The sequence below is a fragment of the Ornithinibacillus bavariensis genome, from assembly GCF_018333235.1.
GTDB lineage: Bacteria > Bacillota > Bacilli > Bacillales > Amphibacillaceae > Ornithinibacillus > Ornithinibacillus bavariensis.
Genome location: NZ_BORP01000002.1, coordinates 61,090 through 78,876 on the forward strand (window position 1 = coordinate 61,090; position 17,787 = coordinate 78,876).

Below are 17,787 nucleotides of genomic sequence, written 5' to 3' on the forward strand. Positions count from 1 at the left end.
AACATGAATACAATCCTAGTTGTAGACGATGATGCACATATACGGAAATTAATAAGGCTTTATTTGGAGAATAGTCATTATCATGTGATTGAGGCGGCTGACGGTAAGGAAGCGCTACATCTTCTAGGAAAAAACACGATTGACTTGGCAATTGTCGATGTCATGATGCCACATGTGGATGGCTATGAACTCACAGAAGATATTCGTTCCTTTTTAGACATTCCTATTCTGATGGTAACGGCAAAGGCGGAGTCACAGGATAAGGTAAAGGGGTTCCGCGCAGGGACAGATGATTATTTAGTAAAGCCCTTTGATCCAGTGGAATTGATTCTGCGAGTTGAGGCTTTGTTAAAGCGTTATAATATCAACATTGAAAATAGAATTAAGCTTGGGTCAGTTACTATTGATAAAGACCGTTTAACTGTTTATACGGAAGAGGAGACAGTTTCATTAAAGAAAAAGGAATGTGAGTTATTGTTTGTGCTAGCTAGTTCACCGGGAAAAATATTCACCCGAAATCAATTAATCGAGAAAATCTGGGGCTATGATTATGAGGGTGATGAACGGACAGTCGATGTGCATATAAAACGGTTAAGAGAACAGCTAGAGGTATTTGAAGATATAACGATTACGACCGTAAGAGGTCTTGGGTATAGGCTGGAGGACAAGGATGTTTAGAAGCCTGTATTTAAAAATTGTACAGACATTTATTTCTGTAGTATTAATCAGTATTTTTATTTCCTATTTTTTAACACCGTTCTCTCTAAATCAAGAAGAAATATTTAAGGAAGAATTATCAAAAATATCCATGGGTATTGCCCAGGTAATTCAAATGACAGGACCAGAAAGCATACCGGAATTGATTAGGGGATTTGATGATGAGAATTTAAATATCCTTATTACCAATGGGGAATATACATTTTTTGTTAATGAAGGCGATGATCGTTTACAGATACGGAAGAAGGATGTAGAGGAGATTCTTAGACATACCTTTGATGACCCCGTTGTTTTGGTGGATAAAGATAACAGGTCAGCTAGAATTATAGGTGTACCAATTAACGTATCAGGGAAAAAATATGCACTAATTACACGAATTGATTATGAAGATGAGTTTGAGGATATTCAACAAGGAATCTTTATGTCTTTAGTTATTGTGTTAATGGTTGGTAGTCTCTTAATTCTCCTAGCATCGACCTATTTAGTAAAACCCATTAGGAATTTGACCCATGCTGCACGAAAGCTTGCTAAAGGGGATTTCTCAGTACGAGTAGAGAAAAAGGAAGGCAAAAACCAGGATGAGGTTGGGGAACTAATCGATAGCTTTAATCATATGGCAACTGAGATTGAAAAAATTGATATGATGCGAGCAGACTTTGTTAGTAATGTCTCTCATGAAATACAATCGCCCCTTACTTCGATAAAAGGATTTACAAAAGCCATTATGGATGATGTAGTTCCAAAGGAAGACCAGAAGGAATACCTAACCATAATTTATCAAGAGATTGAACGAATGTCGAGGTTAAGTGATAACTTATTACGTATGGCATCACTGGATTCAGAGCACCATCCATACCACCCCGTTTCCTATCGTCTTGATGAACAATTAAGAAAATCGATATTAACAACCCAGCCACAGTGGGAAAAAAAGAATCTATCCATAGAGCTAGATTTAGAACCTGTTGAAATATTTGCTGATAAGGATTTGATGGAGCAGGTATGGCTTAATTTAGTTATAAATGCGATAAAATATTCCCATGATAATGGAACCATCGAAATTGCTATTAAAATTGCTGGTGGTCAAATTCATGTACTAGTTAGAGATTACGGTATTGGAATACCGGGAGAGGCAATACCTAACTTATTCAGTCGTTTCTATAAAGTGGATCGTTCTAGAAACCGTTCAATCGATGGAAATGGATTAGGGCTTTCTATCGTGAAGAAAATAATATCGATCCATAAGTTCAGTATTCATGTTATCAGTGAAGAAGGGGTGGGCTCAACATTCACAGTAAAAATACCAATCAGGCACTAAAAAAAGGGCTAGGAACAATTTTTTGTTCTTAGTCCTTTTCAGTTCATATTCAGTTCATATTTATAATTTATACTAAAAACAAAATAAGATCATTAGAAATTTCTTTATTTGTGAAACGAAGTACAAAGTAATTTCGTATAGATAAGTGATACTCCAAAAAAAGGGTATTAATCTAGGATGAAATTGGCAAGTCTGAATATAAGAGTAAGAACAGCTAGGGGGAATAGACATGTTCTTTCATCCAATGGATTTTTTAATAATTATCGCTTTTGGACTTGCGATGTGGGCACAAAGTCTTGTACAGCGTAATTTCCGAAAAGGTTCTAAAATAGGCTCATCCTCTGGGATGACAGGTGTAGAAGTAGCAAGGAAAATTTTAGATAGTGAAGGACTCTCTGATGTAAGGATTGAGCTTTCAAGAAGAGGAGCATTATCCGATCACTATGATCCGACAGCTAAGGTTGTTCGACTTTCGGAGCCTGTATATCGCGGGAAATCTATCGCTTCTCTGGCGGTTGCTGCACATGAGGTTGGGCATGCTATCCAGCATGCGAATCATTATTCCATGCTAGTGTTTCGTCATAAGCTTTTTCCAGTGGCGAATATTAGCTCCCAGCTAGCACCATTTTTATTAATTGCTGGATTCATTTTTTCCATACCGAGTCTAATTGGAATTGGAATTGTTTTTTTTGCGGCAGCAGTCGTTTTTCAGCTCGTCACCCTACCTGTTGAGTACAACGCATCGAGTCGAGCTAGAAATAAATTAATTACACTTGGAATGATTACGAATCAAGAGGAGAAAGGCGTAGGTAAGGTTTTAAATGCGGCGGCTTTGACCTATGTAGCAAGTACCTTAATCGCTTTACTTGAATTAGTAAAATACATCATGATTTTTCGTGAACGAAATAGTTAAGAAGGTGGGATGTTTAATGAGTTATTTACCAATAACTGATATGCCAAGCTTTATCAAGAAAGAAGTAGATACGTTAAATGAGGCAATCGCACCATTCATAAAAAGGATATCAAAATATTCATTTTGGGCTTTTCCGTTAATCGTGTTTTCACTCATTAATTTGTTATTTATGTTGTTCATTATGCCAGACACAAGGACTACATTTTCATTAGTCATCTATGCGGTGATGGGTGCCTTTGGTTTTGCTTTATCTAGAGAGGTGAAGCTACAGCGCAAAGAAGTAATAAAGGTAAGTGAGGATTTCATTATAAACCGAATTGAAAAAAGTAGTGCTTTGGTAGATTCCATAAAAGACCGGTATATTAAATTGGTTAAAGAGCAGCCTGCATTTGCAATGAATTATTTCATTCGATTCTTGGAAGAAGAGAATCGAGAGATAAGTCACTAAAGCGCTAGCTGGAGGGATTTAGTGGAGTTATTAGCCGAGCAGGAATATGTAAAGATTGAACGTAAGGTAGATAGTTTGGAACAGGTAGATTTGGAACACTGGCGCTACTTACGTCTATATAAAAGCAAAATTACGAGTGAGCATCGTGAATTTCCTATTCAGGAAGTTTTAGATATGTCTTTCCGTGAAATCGGTAGTAAAGGGGTTGGCCTTCTTTACTTACATACTATACGTGGTGTGTACTCGTATACCGTGAAGTCTTCTCCAAAGCAATTTATTGAAACGTATAAGCGGCATGTAGGAAAAAATGTATGAGATTTTCAAAACTTTAGTTGAAATGGGGAATGATCGATGACTGTTATGATTTATGGAGCAGCGTGTTCATCAACAAGAAAAGCAAAAGATTGGTTTAGAAAAAATAACATAGAATTTGTGGAACGAAACATTTTAAGGGAACCTTTAACAGTACAGGAGCTACAGCAAATCTTGCGAAGAACGGTTGAAGGTACAGAAGAAATTATATCAACAAGATCAAAGGTATATAAAGAATTAAATGTGGATATTGATTCCCTTCCATTACAAGAGCTGCTGGAACTAATTCATGAACATCCAAGACTATTAAGAAGCCCAATCATGCTTGATGATAAACGATTACAGGTAGGGTTTCATGTGGATGACATTAGACAATTTTTGCCACGGAAAACAAGAGAAAGACAATGGTTACAGTGGCGAATGAATTACCTTCCGATGTGAAATAAATGAGAAAGACTAACTTAGGAAAAACGTAACCCCTAATGAAGCGGTTACGTTTTTTCTAAGTTAGTAGTAAAATTATTCAAATTTATTCCAAACTAGTTTATTATTAAATTTATATAGATACAAAGGAAGGTAACCAATGTCCGAAGAAAATATATCACGATTGCAAATAGAGGGAAAAGAGATTATCTTAATTGGCACTGCCCATGTATCGAAAAACAGTGCCGAGCAGGTTAAAGAAGTGATTGAGAGAGAACAGCCTGACTCTGTTTGTATCGAATTAGATGAGCAACGATATAAATCGATTACAGAAGGAAACAAGTGGAAGGATACAGACATTTTTCAAATTATTAAGAATGGCAAGTCATCCTTGCTATTAATGAATCTTGCCATTTCTTCCTTTCAGAAGCGGATGGCTAACCAATTTGGGATTAATCCAGGGCAAGAGATGATTCAAGGCATCGAGTCAGCAAAAGAAACTGGAGCAAATTTAGTGCTTGCAGACCGAAATATTCAAACAACATTTTCCAGGATCTGGCGCGGTATTGGTTTAAAGGGAAAGGCAATGCTGTTAACTCAAGTTATAGCGAGCATCTTCACGAAGGAGACCATAACAGAGGAAGAGCTAGAGAAGATGAAAAACCAAGATATGATTGATTCTATGCTCCAGGAGTTTACAGAAAGCTTCCCGAGGCTAAAGACACCTTTAATTGACGAACGAGATCAATATCTTGCACAAAAAATTAAAGAAGCACCAGGAGAAAAAATAGTTGCTGTATTAGGTGCAGCACACGTTCCGGGAATCAAGGAGCAAATTAAAAAGAATCATGACCTAGGGCTTCTCACCAAGCTACCACCAAAATCGAAAATTCCTAGACTTATTGGCTGGTCGATACCTATTCTCATTATAGCCCTCATTGTATACACCTTTATGACAAATGCAGAAGCTGGTGTTGCCCAGGTTATTAGCTGGGTTTTATGGAATGGATCGTTGTCAGCACTAGGTACACTACTTGCCTTTGGACACCCGCTTGCTGTAGTCACTGCCTTCATTGCAGCACCGATTACATCATTGGAACCATTCCTTGCTGCAGGCTGGTTTGCAGGCTTTGTTCAAGCTGCGTTTAAAAGACCAAATGTCCGAGATTTCGAAAGCCTAACGGAGGATGTTCATAGTTTAAAGGGATTTTGGAACAATAAAGTGACTCGTGTTCTTTTAGTAGTCATCTTTGCTAATATTGGGAGTTCAATTGGAACCTTTGTAGGTGGTGCAGATGTAATTCGTTTGTTCATTGAGCATTTATAAGTAAATAGGGACCAGAATGATCTCTGTTCTAAATTAGAAATATTAAAAGTATTAATTACTATATTCATGTTTGAAAATCCTAAGGGGGAACTTTCTAGTGATCATTGCGATCATCATTTTATTATGTGCATCATTTTTCTTTTCAGGTAGTGAGACTGCTTTAACTGCAGCAAATAAGATGAAACTACAAACAAAAGCAAATCAACATGACAATAAGTCTGCCAAATTGTTAGAGCTAGTTTCCAAACCAAGTGAATTCATTACTACCATTTTGATTGGAAATAACATTGCTAATATTATTTTACCTACTCTAGTAACCATGGTAGCGATGGAGCTTGGCGCTAACATTGCTATTGCTTCAGCTGTTTTGACTGTAACGATTATCGTGTTCTCAGAGGTACTACCAAAGTCAATAGCTGCTGCTTTTCCAGATCGAATTGCTTATATTGTATATCCTATTATTCGCTTTTTTATGATAATATTTAAGCCATTTACATTTCTATTAAATGGCTTAACTGGACTAGTAGTTAAATGGCTTTCAAAGGATGACGACGACAATGTCTCTATATCGAAAGAGGACCTTCGAGCAATGGTAGATATTGCCGGTACAGAAGGGACATTTAAGCAAGAGGAATCCTACCGTATCAAAGGAGTTCTCGATTTCCAGGATTTAAACGTAAAGGACGTTATGAAAACTCCTCGAATTGATATTGTGGCAGTTCCTCATGATGCTACATATGAAGAGGTTCGGGATATTGTTATTCAAAATCAGTATACAAGATACCCAGTTTATGAAGGGGACATCGATAATATTATTGGGGTGTTCCATTCGAAGTATTTATTGACCTGGTCTATCGAACCAGAAAAAAGACTAGAATCATTTTGTGACTTGGAGCCGATGGTTTTCTTTGAATTCCATTCGATTGAGATGATTTTTAGACAAATGACACGGGATCGGAAGCATTTAGCTATTGTTTTAGATGAATATGGAGGAACAGAGGGCATTATTACACATGAGGATATTATTGAGGCCATGATCGGGTTAGAAATTGAAGATGAAATGGACCTTGAAAGTGAGAAGTTGGTTGAAAAATTAACGGATACAGAAATTATATGTGATGGAAAAATCACGCTACACCGTCTAAACTCCATTTTCGATACGGAGATACCTGAAGAAGAAGATGTACTTTCAGGATACTTACTAACCGAATTCATTCGTTTTCCTCAGCAGGGAGATATTTTGGAACGAGATAACTTGAAGTTTAAAATACTAGAGGTTGACGGAAGAACCTTAAAGCAAATACAAATTATTAAAGAAAATTTAGCCTGATGTGGAGGAAGATAAAATGAACTGTCCTATTTGTGATAATGTACGAATGAAAGAGGTTCAAAAGGGGGATGTCTTAATTGATATTTGTCCAAGTTGTAAAGGTGTATGGCTGGATAGAGGTGAACTAGAAAAGATTAGTACAGGGTTGAAAGAGGATCAACAGTTTTATGAGGATACATTTGATTCCTATGAGCGTAAGTTTCGTGAGACGCCAGAATATAAAAATAAGACACATCCTCATGGGTATGATGAAAAGTACAATCCGTATGGCTATAAGAAAAAGAAGAAAAAGAAGATGTTGGATTTATTTGATGACTTATTTTAGGATAATGCACATTATGTATAATGAAAGCAGAACAGGTTTTTGAAAAAAGCTTAGAATAATAAGTAATAAACCCCCGCTTAGCATGCTAAGCGGGGGTTGTTTATATTATGAACGTAATGGTTTTAATGCAGTGCTCCAAGCGATAACTTGATCTAGCATACCATTTGCATTGTCTGCATGATAATCAGCAGGTTTAAATACGCTGAAGTTTTCAAAATCAGATAGAAGTGAGAAAGTAACAGCTGTACGAACATCTGCAACCTGTAATTCCCCTAAGATTAGACGTAGGTTTTCATGTGCACGAGTACCACCAAGGCTACCATAACCAACAAAACCTGCAGCTTTGTTATTTACTTCTGCATTTAAGTAATCTAATGCATTTTTCAATGCTCCACCAACCGCATGATTATATTCAGGTGTTACAAAGATATATCCATCAAATGAAGCCATTTTTTCTGACCAAGCTTTAATAGTTGCTTGAGCCTCTTCTTTTCCAACTTCCGGAAGCTTTGCACCAAGTAATGGTAGGCTGTAGTTAGCAAGGTCAACTAACTCATATTCCACACCTTCATCATTACGGCTTGAAGCGAAGTCAAGCATCCAATTAGCTACAGCTTCACCATTTCTTCCTTCACGCACACTACCTAGTACGACTGCTATTTTTAACATATTAATTCCTCCTCTAGATGTAGTACATCATTGAATTAAAGACGGGTAAAAATATTGAAATAAATTATCTCTAATTCAATATATTTATTATCAACATTTGTAATCTTATCATGTGTTTGTCCCTTTTGCAACTATAAATAATTTACTTACAAAAAGTAATTATAAAATGCATAGCTAACACGAAATAACCGTATGAAAGGGGGTACATATCCCGAAAGCTAGATTGAAAAATATAACCTTCGATGGGACCACCTTTTCAAACGGTTTAATCATGGAACTGAATTTGAGGATTTAGCTTTTAAATTTACTAATAATCTCACGTGAATGCTCTGCAACAATAGAGAGATTATGGATAGAAGTATTAATCTGATTCATTAGATTAACTTGCTGTTCTGTTCTAGAGGTGACTTCTTGGGACTTGGCCGCAGCTGTCTCAGATATAGCAGTAATATGATTCATTGTGTTAGAAATATTACCAGCTCCAACACTCATTTGCTGTACGGCAGATGAAACCTCATGTATCTTTATAGAAACATCCTGAATATAGTTATTTATTTGTTCAAAGGAATCTCCAGCCTCAGTGACTACCCCGATTCCTGCGATAACTTCATTTGTAACAATATCCATCGTATTCACTGCGGTCTCTACTTCATCCTGAATCGCATTTATTAGAGCTGAAATCTGGGATGATGATTTTTCCGATTGTTCGGCAAGGTTTTTAACTTCATTCGCTACAACGGCAAAACTGCGTCCTTGTTCTCCGGCTCTAGCTGCTTCAATGGAAGCATTAAGGGAAAGAAGATTGGTTTGCTCAGAAATTTCGGTGATGATTTCAATAATATGGTTTATTTCTCTGGAACGTTCTCCCAGCCCTTTAATAATCTGTGATAATCCATTTACAGTATGTTTAATCTCGTTCATTTGCTGAATGGCAACGATAACGGAATCCTTTCCTTTTGTTGCATTATCAGTTGCTTCATGTGCGATATTAGATACATTATTTGCACTCTCTGCAATTTGCTGTATACCGTTTGACATCTCGCGGATAGTTATGCTGGTTTCTCCCATTGTTCGTACCTGTGTTTCAACACCAACAGATAATTCTTCCATCGTGACTGCTATTTCCTCGGTCGTTGCATTTGTTTGTTTAACATGTTCCACAAGTTCTTTAGAAGAGGTTGCCACTTGATCAGCGCTTTCGTTAAAGCGTTGGATGACTAATGATAGGTTTGTGGACATCTGATTTAAGGTTTCGGCTAATAGCCCAATCTCATCTTTATTTTTAACGTTTATCTTATCGACAGTTAAGTCACCATCTGCAATTTGTTTTGCATAATAAATGAACGTAGAGAGTGGTTTTGTCTTTCTACCTATGATAAAAATTGTAAAAATACATGCAATAATTAACGGAATAAGTCCAAGTAATACACTACTCTTTACAGAATTAATCGTTCTTTCTGTAACAATGTTCGCATTAAAGTCAATAGCATTAAGGGCGATTACTTCTTGGGTGGGGTCATTGTCTTTAAAAATAGGTGCATAACCAGTTAATCGTTTCATTCCAGCTTCTTCATATATCTCTGAATAATCTGGTTCCTTTGTTTCGATAATTTTCTTTACTAAGTTTTCATCTAGATAAAAGGAATCACCAATAGAAACACCTTGGTCTTCTAAATTTCTATCTGCTACTAAAATTTTGCCATCTAGTCCAATAATGTACTGGTCTTCAAATATATGCTTATGCTCAACAGTCCAGTTGATACTTTCCTGCATTTCTTTTGCTTTTTGCATATTACCATTTAATAGAGCCTCCATATCATCTGGACTAATTAGACCAGTTGTAATATTCGCACAGCCTACTGCTTCTATACCTGCTGCCTCGTATGTATGCTTATATGTAACCCAATAGTTGGAAACTGAAGTTATTAGTAAAGAAATTAAAAATACACCAATTATAATAACCCCTAATTGCCTTGTGATTCCTTTTCTCATGAAAGTACCTCCATTAATATAATTAAAACCTAGTCAATATGATTATATATTAAAACGATAGACATTTGGGTATTTGGTCCTAATTATTGGGAGGTGGTCATTTGGCCTTAAAAAAAGGCCTAACTCCTAAGAGTTAAGCCCTCACCATTCCCTATTCCAGCTCGTGTTCCGCAAGTGCTATTGCAATTTGATCTTCAATTTTAGTTATCGTACTTGAAGCGCCTAAGTAATTATTAACGATGATGGAGAATGCTAGTTTATGACCGTCCTTCGTTGTCACATATCCAGATAGGGAGGAAACACCTGTTAATGATCCTGTTTTTGCTAAAACATTATTGGCTGCTGCTGTATTTAGCATTCGAGAGCGAAGTGTTCCACCAACAAGCCGTTCTGTATTACCTGCAACAGGTAATGACTTCTCAAATGCTGGATACCAATCCTCAGTTTGAATCGCAAACAATAATTGTGATAATTCATTACTTGGAATCAGATTTTTGTGTGACATTCCTGAGCCGTCGCGAAGTAGTAACGTACTAGTATTTACACCGTAGTTTCCAAGTACTTCTTTCATTACACGTAATCCCTCGTCCCAGCTTCCTTCATCATAAACGGCTCTTCCCATTTCTTTGGCAAGTGTTTCACCATGCCCGTTGTTACTAAGCTTCATAAATGGAATAAGTAATTCATGTAAAGGCATTGATTTTCTTTCTGTGAGTAGGGTCGCATTTGCTGGTACTTTACCCACAGTGGCTCTACCTCTTCCAATTATGGTTATGTTATTTTCTTCTAATGATTTTTTAAATACATCGACTGCATATCCTGTAGGCTCCCAAATCGAAACCCAAGATCTTGAACTAGACCCTTCTAAAGGTATAGCGCCAGTGATAAAGATTCGGTTGGAACCGTGTTCCCTCTCTATTGAAATAGTCTTGGAATGATCCTTCTTTACTGTCTCAGCCTTGTTCACAATTTCTACATATTCTGTTTGTGGTGTAAGCGTAACGATTGGTTTATCCCCGACGCTCTTTCCCGGAAGTACGTCAACTATTATAGTTCCAGCATCATAATCCTCATTTGGAGACAGGGTTAAAGCAGAAACCTGAGCCCCAGTATAAAATGGTTCATCAGACCAGTTCAAATCCTGTGAAAGTCTAACATCATCATACCAAGAGTCGTCTCCAATTAAATTACCATTAATCTGCTTAATTCCAAGCGATTTTAGCTTTGCTGCCATTTGATCTAAATCCTCTTTCAGAAGCGTGGGATCACCTTTTCCTTTTAGATACAGATTGCCCTGTAGAACATTGCCCCGTACTCTGCCATCCGTTAAAACTTCCGTAGAAAACTGATAATCGGGTCCGAGCTTTTTTAAGGCAGCTACGGTAGTAAGTATTTTCATGTTAGATGCGGGATGTAAGCGATGGTCACCGTAAAATGAATAGAGTAGTTCTCCTGTGTCCGCTTTTCTCACGCTAACTCCTGTAGTTGTGCCATTTAGTGAATTGTTCGTTAAGATGGAAGTAAGTTTTTCAGCTAGGGACTGGTCCTGGGTGGTTTCAGTTGAGGCATTCACAGGTTGTGATTTTTCAAGGGAAGTAAATGGTGCAAAGGCTAAGAGTATTAGCATTAGTAGGAGAATGCCTTTCTTCCAAAGCTTGGCCGTGTTCATTATTTCCACTCCTTCATCCATTTTTTACAATTATATGAATAGAATAAGAAGCTTATCCTAGGTATAAAGACCACTTTGCTAGTATTTCCAATGGAAGAAAGGCTTTATAGGAGAAAAAGAATTATTTTATTTTGTTAATCGCAATACAAATTTCTGTATGATTTTCATTATTATCCCATATCTCCAGTTCCATGCCTAGAGGGATGCAGCGATTTTCTTCCATCCAGTTATTATAGAGAAAGTCATAGGCCTTATACGTGTCGGTGCGTTTCCCGTGAAATTCGGTGTGGACATACATATTTTCTTCAACCGTATAGATATCAGCCTCTGAAGGGACTCCTCTCACTTTCTGTACCTCATAGCCGATGAAGATATGATAATAATCTTCAAAGGGGTTAAATTCCTCTATAAACGGATATAGTTGTAAAACATAAATATCGTCAGTAACTTTATTTTCAATTTTTTCTTTTATTTTACCTAATCTTGAAACCATATTTTCAGTAATATGTTCCTCTCCTATTTTCTGTAAGTTTGTTAAAAGATGATAACCGATGAGCTGAAAGGAATCTTTTTTTATGATTTTTGGTCCCAAATTGATGACACCTCCATATTTTTCACCATTCATATTCCCCTAAAACAAAAAATATGCTTTCTTTCTATCACATCGGCTTGTCTATTTTTAGCATGAAGCATATTCCGTCGTCATAGATATGAATGAAAGAATTTTTTGATAGGGGGAATAAGGGATGGAAGGAATGTTATCCATTACGGAAGAGGAAATAAAGCGTTATTATGAATTAAATAAGCTGCAAAAGGAAGTTAAACAAGAAATGGATCATTTGAAAAAGAAATTCCATGACATTTTGGATGCTTCTTATGGAAAAGAGAAAAAAGGGGAAATCCAGCGGGGTAATTACAAATTACAAAGGCAAATAAGGGTATCTACTAGCTATGATGATGCTATTGCAGTGAAGAAACTAGATGAGATGAACCTTAAGGATTTTATTATAGTAACAAGAACAACGGACAAAGAAAAATTAGAATCTGCCTTTAAGCTGGGGTTAGTAGAAGAGGATGAGTTTAAGGATTGCAAAGTCACCAAATTAATCCCGTCTATTACGGTTAAAGAAACATTTTCTAGTGCCCCCTAAATGATGCCTGAAGAAAAGAATGGCTTCGCAGTTTTTATTGGTAAATTGTCTCAATGAACCCCATTTTCTCCTTGCATAGTACGCATTAAAGTGGTCGACAATAATTGTGTAAGGCTGTAAAAGGAGAGGCAAAAATGGATATAAATAGAGCGCAAGAGATCATGAATGCGGATGTTTATGTCAATGTAAATTATCACGGTATTCCTGTTTTTATCCAAGAGGTAAACCAACAAGCAGCGAAAGTTTTTCCGCTTGATTCTATGGAACATGTGCAAGAGGTTGATTTGGATGGGCTAAATGAATCGGGGCCAATTCACCTTTAATTTGGAGGGAAGGTTATGCAGCGAATGCGAGCAGAGGAGATTGCTCAATCTCCGGAGATGAAGCAAGTTACCTATAATGGAAAGCCTGTCTACATTCAACGGGTTAACGAAAATGGAACGGCTAGAATATTTCCTCTAGATGAGCCACAGCGTGAGTTTGATGTTCAGCTAACTAATTTATATGAAAAGATATAAAAGAACCTCCCGAGTTGGGAGGTTCTTGTGATTTTTAAGCCATCCATTTTGGTGGTGTGTTTTTATCATAGTATATTTCGCCTAATGCATGATGTTGTTCAAAGTTATCTTCCATAACATGATAGTGAAAATTAAACCAATAGCCTTCTTGTGGGCGATTATCCCTGCGAACATGAAATTTTGCTATATCTTGATTTGTTTGTTCATTATGAAGATTGAAGATACGTTCACCGTAGCCGTTTGAGGGTTGTTCTGTGATGGAAATGTACGCTGCTTCATCTTCTTTTACAATTGACTTTAATGCTAGCTCAATGTTTGGTAATATTACTTCCATAAATTCGTCTTCTACTTTTTCACTAATTTTCGGACCGAATTTCTTTAAGCTTTGTTGTTTTGCCTTCTCAGTCAACGTACGAATGATGTCTGTCTCTTCCTGTGCTTCTTGCCTTATCGGAAGGACAGCGACGTTCCCCCGATTGGAGTCTTCTGGTGATATTACTTCCTTATTATTATTTTCGTCGGCAATTAAATAAGTAGGCGTATATAAACCAAAGGTTAATACGGCAATTAAAGCAACAGCTATTTTTCTCATCCAACGGTTCATGGTACATTTCCCCTTTATTATTACTTAAATTTTATCATGTTTTCCATGGATGTCTACCTTAATCTCGATGAATAGGAGAATAGACTTATAAGGGATCGGCTATCCTCTTTTCAATTCATCCGTATTATTTACAAACCCTTTACAATCACAACATATTTACTTAATAATTCTCCCCTATACTTAAAGCTGTAAGAGGGATAGCCCTTCAGAAAAACACAAATTGAACGTTGGGGAGGACAATTTTGATGAGATTCAAAAAGTTTGTGATGTTCCTATTTGTAGCAGCGCTAGCCATTATACTAGCAGCATGTGGGAGCGACAAAGAAGAGAACAGCTCCGGGAATAAAAATCAATCCGAAAACACTTCTAATGGAAGTGAAGGTTCAGAAGAATTAGAGGGTAGTGTTGTTATTGATGGATCTGGAACAGTTTTTCCTTTAATGTCCCGATTAGCAGAGGAATATATGGTGAACGAGCAACCGGGGGTGTCAGTCGAAGTTAGTCGTGCAGGGACTTCTGCAGGATTTGAAAAATTCTTACAAGAGAATGGGACGAACTTTAACGACGCATCTCGTTTAATAAAGGATGAAGAAAAAGCAAAAGCAGATGAGCTTGGTATAGAAGTTAAGGAATTAAAAGTGGCACTTGACGGTTTAACTATCGTGGTAAACCAGGATAACGATTGGGCAAAAGAATTAACCGTTGATCAGGTCAAAGGTATTTTCCTTGGTGAGTATACAAATTGGTCAGATATTAATGCTGATTGGCCAAAGGAAAAGATTCAAACGTATGGTCCAAATGAAAACCATGGTACGTATGAATTCTTTTATGAAAACATTTTAGAAGAGCAAGACCTAGTTAGCGATATTAATCTACAACAAGAATATTCAACACTCGTAACACTAGTTTCAGAAGATAAAAATGCAATTGGCTTCTTTGGTTTTGGATATTATGACAGCAATAAAGACAAAGTTAAAGCAGTAGGAATTGACTTTGGCGCAGGTGCTGTTCAACCATCACTCGATACGATTGCAGAGGATGGCGATTATGCAGGATTTACTCGACCAGTATTCACTTATTTAAATGTAAATCATGCAAAAGAAAAGCCAGAAGTATTAGACTATGCAATCTATGTCATGGAAAACACAAATAAATTTGCCGGGGAAACTGGGTTTGCTCCAATCCCTGAGGCAGAAGCTAGTTCACTAGTTGACGAGCTAAAGGCTCTTCAATAAAAATAAGGCATATTGTTTAGCCCCCTTATGCAATAAGATGAGAGTTCTAAAAGGCTCTCATCTTATTGTTGACTATAAGACTCGGAAGGAGTGCCTTGTCCAATGGCAGCTAATAGTGAATTTAACCATGCTGCAGATGTTAAAGGAATGATACAGAAAAATAAACAATCAAAGAGTATTCAAGGAAAATTGGAGAAGGTAATTCCAATTCTACTCTTCTTGTTTGCTATTATATCGATTCTGACAACTGTGGGGATTGTAGTAACATTACTTGCAGAAACAATTGAATTTTTTAAGCGAGTTCCTATATGGGATTTCTTTACGGGGACTGTGTTAAAACCGTTAAGCCAAAATCCTCAATTTGGTGTATTACCACTAATTAATGGCACAATCATATCTTCTATCATTGCCATGCTCGTAGCTGGACCGATTGGTATAATGGCAGCAATATATTTGAGCGAATATGCATCAGATAGGGTTCGAAGAGTGTTAAAGCCATTACTGGAGCTACTTGCCGGTATTCCTACCATTGTCTATGGCTTTTTTGCTTTTACATTTGTTACCCCATTGATTCGTTCCATATGGCCAGGGGTAGAGGCTACTAATATTTTGAGCCCAGGTATCGTAATGGGAATTATGATTATCCCAATGATTGCTTCGTTATCAGAGGATGCAATGACCTCTGTTCCCAATTCGATTCGTGAAGGCGCATTAGGTTTAGGAGCAACGAAGCTTGAAACTACTTTTAAGGTTGTCATTCCAGCAGCTTTATCGGGAATTATCGCATCCTTTGTACTTGGCATTTCACGAGCAATTGGTGAAACAATGATTGTTACGATCGCTAGTGGAAGCTCGAAAAACTTCACCTTTGATATTACTGAATCGATGCAAACCATGACGGCTTATATTGTAGAGGTATCGGGTGGGGAAGCAGCAGCTGGATCAACCATTTATTATTCGTTATATGCAGTAGCAATGACGCTATTCGTATTTACACTTTTGATGAATTTACTTGCAAGATTTGTCTCTCGTAAATTTAGGGAGGAATACTAAAATGAGGTATTTGGATCCAACTCAAGTATCGAGAAGGATGAATGGAAGGATTGTCAAAAATAAGTCAGCGAAAGGCTTGTTCTTCCTTGCGACATTATTTGGTCTTATTGTACTTGCTGTCTTAATTTATCGTGTTGTTGTGGACGGAATCGGCTGGATTGATTGGAGCTTTTTAACGGGAAGACAATCTCATGACCCAGAGCGCGCAGGAATAATGGGTGCCATACTCGGTACCTTATGGATGATGGTGGTTGTTGCCCCTGTCACGCTCATTCTAGGTATTGGTACTGCTATTTATTTAGAACTATACGCAAGAAAGGGTCGATTACAATCCTTTATCCAGACAAATATAGCTAATCTTGCAGGTGTTCCATCTATTGTCTATGGAATCTTGGGATTAACGATATTTGTACGGGCAATGAAGATGGGAAATATCGTATTAGCTGGTGGATTAACCCTTTCTCTTTTAGTGCTTCCAATTGTTATTGTGGCAGCTCAGGAAGCAATTCGTGCAGTTCCAAGCTATCTTAGTGAGGCATCGTATGGTATGGGTGCTACCAAATGGCAAACCATAAAAAATATAATCCTGCCAGCCGCTTTACCTGGTATATTAACCGGTGCAATTTTAGCACTATCACGAGCAATTGGGGAGACAGCCCCACTTACTGTTATTGGAATTCCAGCATTAATTATTCCTTTTCCAGAGGGGATATTTGATAAATTTACTGCTTTACCAATGCAAATTTATTATTGGACACTTGACTCTTCATTAGTGACTGAATACGCAAATTTAGCTGCAGCAACTATTGTAGTCTTATTGATTCTATTATTCCTGTTAAATTCTGTAGCAATTTTTATTCGAAACAAATTCCAACAACGTTATTAAACGAGGGAGGAACATAAATTGAGTCTGGCAACCGTTAAGGAGAATGTAAGTATGGCAAAAAATCAATCCAATGCAGTCATTTCAACTTCTACTGTTAATGGTATTGTATTTGATACGAAGGATTTAAATCTTTGGTATGGCGAAACACATGCATTAAAGGAGATTAACCTGACGATACATGAAAAAGAGGTTACAGCGATTATAGGTCCATCAGGATGTGGAAAATCAACCTATCTAAAGACATTAAATCGAATGGTAGAATTAGTTCCTAGTGTACGAACGACTGGAGTTATCACGTATAAGGGTAAAAGTATTTTGGATAAGGCCTTTAAGGTGGAGGATTTAAGGACACATGTCGGTATGGTCTTTCAAAAGCCAAACCCTTTTCCGAAGTCCATTTATGACAATATTGCTTATGGGCCAAGAATCCATGGGATTCGGAATAAAAAAATTCTTGATGAAATAGTGGAAAAAAGCCTTCGTGGTGCATATATTTGGGATGAGGTAAAGGATCGATTGAAGGAAAATGCCTATGGTCTATCGGGTGGACAACAGCAGCGTTTATGTATTGCTCGTACACTTGCCATCGAGCCGGACGTTATTCTTATGGATGAACCAACATCTGCACTAGATCCGAAGTCGACATTGAAGATTGAGGACCTTGTTCAAGAGCTCAAGAGAAACTATTCAATTATCATTGTTACGCATAATATGCAACAGGCTGCACGAATCTCGGATAGAACTGCCTTCTTTTTAGATGGTGAAGTAATAGAATTTAATGATACGGATACTATTTTTACTAATCCATATGATAAGCGTACAGAGGATTATATATCTGGCCGATTTGGATAAGCTTGTGAATCTCTAGATCTCCCTTTCTATATAAGCTAGAGGATGTTT

21 protein-coding genes are annotated in these 17,787 nt (G+C 37.2%); 16 read left to right on the forward strand and 5 right to left on the reverse strand.

Annotation, left to right across the window (positions count from 1 at the left end; genetic code table 11):
• Positions 1-3: 3 nt before the first annotated feature.
• The 9 genes from KI338_RS06130 (at position 4) to KI338_RS06170 (ending at position 7,110) form a co-directional block, all read left to right on the forward strand.
• On the forward strand, positions 4-678 hold the full coding sequence (locus KI338_RS06130; protein ID WP_212920127.1) for a response regulator transcription factor: 675 nt from the start codon (positions 4-6) through the stop codon (positions 676-678).
• Complete coding sequence (locus tag KI338_RS06135) at positions 671-2,032, forward strand: sensor histidine kinase (RefSeq protein ID WP_212920128.1); 1,362 nt, start codon at positions 671-673, stop codon at positions 2,030-2,032. The genes KI338_RS06130 and KI338_RS06135 overlap by 8 nt, the downstream gene beginning before the upstream one ends.
• A gap of 229 nt (positions 2,033-2,261) precedes the next feature.
• Complete coding sequence (locus KI338_RS06140) at positions 2,262-2,945, forward strand: zinc metallopeptidase (protein ID WP_212920129.1); 684 nt, start codon at positions 2,262-2,264, stop codon at positions 2,943-2,945.
• 16 nt (positions 2,946-2,961) lie between these two features.
• A complete protein-coding gene (locus KI338_RS06145) occupies positions 2,962-3,393 on the forward strand; it encodes a DUF5392 family protein (RefSeq protein ID WP_212920130.1) in 432 nt (143 codons plus the stop codon).
• A gap of 21 nt (positions 3,394-3,414) precedes the next feature.
• Complete coding sequence (locus KI338_RS06150; protein ID WP_212920131.1) at positions 3,415-3,708, forward strand: hypothetical protein; 294 nt, start codon at positions 3,415-3,417, stop codon at positions 3,706-3,708.
• 36 nt (positions 3,709-3,744) lie between these two features.
• The gene (locus KI338_RS06155) at positions 3,745-4,146 is read left to right on the forward strand and encodes a Spx/MgsR family RNA polymerase-binding regulatory protein (RefSeq protein WP_212920132.1); all 402 of its coding nucleotides are present in this window, start codon (positions 3,745-3,747) and stop codon (positions 4,144-4,146) included.
• A 142-nt stretch (positions 4,147-4,288) separates the two neighbouring features.
• The gene (locus KI338_RS06160) at positions 4,289-5,455 is read left to right on the forward strand and encodes a TraB/GumN family protein (protein WP_212920133.1); all 1,167 of its coding nucleotides are present in this window, start codon (positions 4,289-4,291) and stop codon (positions 5,453-5,455) included.
• Positions 5,456-5,552: 97 nt separating this feature from the next.
• The gene (locus KI338_RS06165) at positions 5,553-6,785 is read left to right on the forward strand and encodes a hemolysin family protein (RefSeq protein WP_212920134.1); all 1,233 of its coding nucleotides are present in this window, start codon (positions 5,553-5,555) and stop codon (positions 6,783-6,785) included.
• 16 nt (positions 6,786-6,801) lie between these two features.
• The gene (locus tag KI338_RS06170; protein ID WP_212920135.1) at positions 6,802-7,110 is read left to right on the forward strand and encodes a TFIIB-type zinc ribbon-containing protein; all 309 of its coding nucleotides are present in this window, start codon (positions 6,802-6,804) and stop codon (positions 7,108-7,110) included.
• Positions 7,111-7,215: 105 nt separating this feature from the next.
• Here the strand turns inward: KI338_RS06170 and KI338_RS06175 are convergent, their stop codons facing one another.
• From KI338_RS06175 to KI338_RS06190, 4 genes are all read right to left on the reverse strand, one after another.
• Positions 7,216-7,779, reverse strand: a complete 564-nt coding sequence (locus tag KI338_RS06175) for an NADPH-dependent FMN reductase (RefSeq protein WP_212920136.1) — start codon at positions 7,777-7,779, stop codon at positions 7,216-7,218.
• 291 nt (positions 7,780-8,070) lie between these two features.
• On the reverse strand, positions 8,071-9,771 hold the full coding sequence (locus tag KI338_RS06180) for a methyl-accepting chemotaxis protein (protein WP_212920137.1): 1,701 nt from the start codon (positions 9,769-9,771) through the stop codon (positions 8,071-8,073).
• A 151-nt stretch (positions 9,772-9,922) separates the two neighbouring features.
• Positions 9,923-11,440, reverse strand: coding sequence for a D-alanyl-D-alanine carboxypeptidase/D-alanyl-D-alanine endopeptidase (gene dacB, locus KI338_RS06185; RefSeq protein ID WP_212920138.1), 1,518 nt, complete (start codon positions 11,438-11,440; stop codon positions 9,923-9,925).
• A 121-nt stretch (positions 11,441-11,561) separates the two neighbouring features.
• Positions 11,562-12,032, reverse strand: coding sequence for a GyrI-like domain-containing protein (locus tag KI338_RS06190; protein WP_212920139.1), 471 nt, complete (start codon positions 12,030-12,032; stop codon positions 11,562-11,564).
• A gap of 154 nt (positions 12,033-12,186) precedes the next feature.
• Between KI338_RS06190 and KI338_RS06195 the strand changes: the two genes are divergently transcribed.
• From KI338_RS06195 to KI338_RS06205, 3 genes are all read left to right on the forward strand, one after another.
• Positions 12,187-12,591, forward strand: coding sequence for a hypothetical protein (locus KI338_RS06195; RefSeq protein WP_212920140.1), 405 nt, complete (start codon positions 12,187-12,189; stop codon positions 12,589-12,591).
• A gap of 134 nt (positions 12,592-12,725) precedes the next feature.
• Entirely contained in the window at positions 12,726-12,914 is a 189-nt protein-coding gene (locus tag KI338_RS06200) for an H-type small acid-soluble spore protein (RefSeq protein ID WP_212920141.1), read from the forward strand.
• 15 nt (positions 12,915-12,929) lie between these two features.
• Positions 12,930-13,109 carry an H-type small acid-soluble spore protein gene (locus tag KI338_RS06205; protein WP_212920142.1) on the forward strand — a complete coding sequence of 60 codons (180 nt, stop codon included), beginning with the start codon at positions 12,930-12,932 and terminating at the stop codon, positions 13,107-13,109.
• A 34-nt stretch (positions 13,110-13,143) separates the two neighbouring features.
• Here the strand turns inward: KI338_RS06205 and KI338_RS06210 are convergent, their stop codons facing one another.
• Positions 13,144-13,713 carry a YpjP family protein gene (locus KI338_RS06210; RefSeq protein WP_212920143.1) on the reverse strand — a complete coding sequence of 190 codons (570 nt, stop codon included), beginning with the start codon at positions 13,711-13,713 and terminating at the stop codon, positions 13,144-13,146.
• 245 nt (positions 13,714-13,958) lie between these two features.
• Here KI338_RS06210 and KI338_RS06215 point away from each other — a divergent pair, with 245 nt between their 5' ends.
• The 4 genes from KI338_RS06215 (at position 13,959) to pstB (ending at position 17,739) form a co-directional block, all read left to right on the forward strand.
• Positions 13,959-14,948: a PstS family phosphate ABC transporter substrate-binding protein gene (locus tag KI338_RS06215; protein WP_212920144.1), complete on the forward strand. Its 990-nt coding sequence runs from the start codon at positions 13,959-13,961 to the stop codon at positions 14,946-14,948.
• Between the two features lie 102 nt (positions 14,949-15,050).
• Positions 15,051-16,001: a phosphate ABC transporter permease subunit PstC gene (pstC, locus tag KI338_RS06220; RefSeq protein ID WP_212920145.1), complete on the forward strand. Its 951-nt coding sequence runs from the start codon at positions 15,051-15,053 to the stop codon at positions 15,999-16,001.
• A gap of 1 nt (position 16,002) precedes the next feature.
• Entirely contained in the window at positions 16,003-16,887 is an 885-nt protein-coding gene (pstA, locus tag KI338_RS06225) for a phosphate ABC transporter permease PstA (protein WP_212920146.1), read from the forward strand.
• A 51-nt stretch (positions 16,888-16,938) separates the two neighbouring features.
• Entirely contained in the window at positions 16,939-17,739 is an 801-nt protein-coding gene (gene pstB, locus KI338_RS06230; RefSeq protein WP_212920147.1) for a phosphate ABC transporter ATP-binding protein PstB, read from the forward strand.
• The last annotated feature ends 48 nt before the right edge of the window (positions 17,740-17,787 follow it).

Coding starts and splice junctions, on each gene's coding strand:
- KI338_RS06175 (WP_212920136.1), bottom strand. CDS start 7,779: ATGTTAAAAATAGCAGTCGTACTAGGTAGTGTGCGTGAAGGAAGAAAT.
- KI338_RS06180 (WP_212920137.1), bottom strand. CDS start 9,771: ATGAGAAAAGGAATCACAAGGCAATTAGGGGTTATTATAATTGGTGTA.
- KI338_RS06145 (WP_212920130.1), top strand. CDS start 2,962: ATGAGTTATTTACCAATAACTGATATGCCAAGCTTTATCAAGAAAGAA.
- pstB (WP_212920147.1), top strand. CDS start 16,939: ATGGCAAAAAATCAATCCAATGCAGTCATTTCAACTTCTACTGTTAAT.
- KI338_RS06210 (WP_212920143.1), bottom strand. CDS start 13,713: ATGAACCGTTGGATGAGAAAAATAGCTGTTGCTTTAATTGCCGTATTA.
- KI338_RS06205 (WP_212920142.1), top strand. CDS start 12,930: ATGCAGCGAATGCGAGCAGAGGAGATTGCTCAATCTCCGGAGATGAAG.
- KI338_RS06195 (WP_212920140.1), top strand. CDS start 12,187: ATGGAAGGAATGTTATCCATTACGGAAGAGGAAATAAAGCGTTATTAT.
- KI338_RS06155 (WP_212920132.1), top strand. CDS start 3,745: ATGACTGTTATGATTTATGGAGCAGCGTGTTCATCAACAAGAAAAGCA.
- KI338_RS06140 (WP_212920129.1), top strand. CDS start 2,262: ATGTTCTTTCATCCAATGGATTTTTTAATAATTATCGCTTTTGGACTT.
- KI338_RS06170 (WP_212920135.1), top strand. CDS start 6,802: ATGAACTGTCCTATTTGTGATAATGTACGAATGAAAGAGGTTCAAAAG.
- dacB (WP_212920138.1), bottom strand. CDS start 11,440: ATGAACACGGCCAAGCTTTGGAAGAAAGGCATTCTCCTACTAATGCTA.
- KI338_RS06130 (WP_212920127.1), top strand. CDS start 4: ATGAATACAATCCTAGTTGTAGACGATGATGCACATATACGGAAATTA.
- pstA (WP_212920146.1), top strand. CDS start 16,003: ATGAGGTATTTGGATCCAACTCAAGTATCGAGAAGGATGAATGGAAGG.
- KI338_RS06215 (WP_212920144.1), top strand. CDS start 13,959: ATGAGATTCAAAAAGTTTGTGATGTTCCTATTTGTAGCAGCGCTAGCC.
- KI338_RS06200 (WP_212920141.1), top strand. CDS start 12,726: ATGGATATAAATAGAGCGCAAGAGATCATGAATGCGGATGTTTATGTC.
- pstC (WP_212920145.1), top strand. CDS start 15,051: ATGGCAGCTAATAGTGAATTTAACCATGCTGCAGATGTTAAAGGAATG.
- KI338_RS06160 (WP_212920133.1), top strand. CDS start 4,289: ATGTCCGAAGAAAATATATCACGATTGCAAATAGAGGGAAAAGAGATT.
- KI338_RS06135 (WP_212920128.1), top strand. CDS start 671: ATGTTTAGAAGCCTGTATTTAAAAATTGTACAGACATTTATTTCTGTA.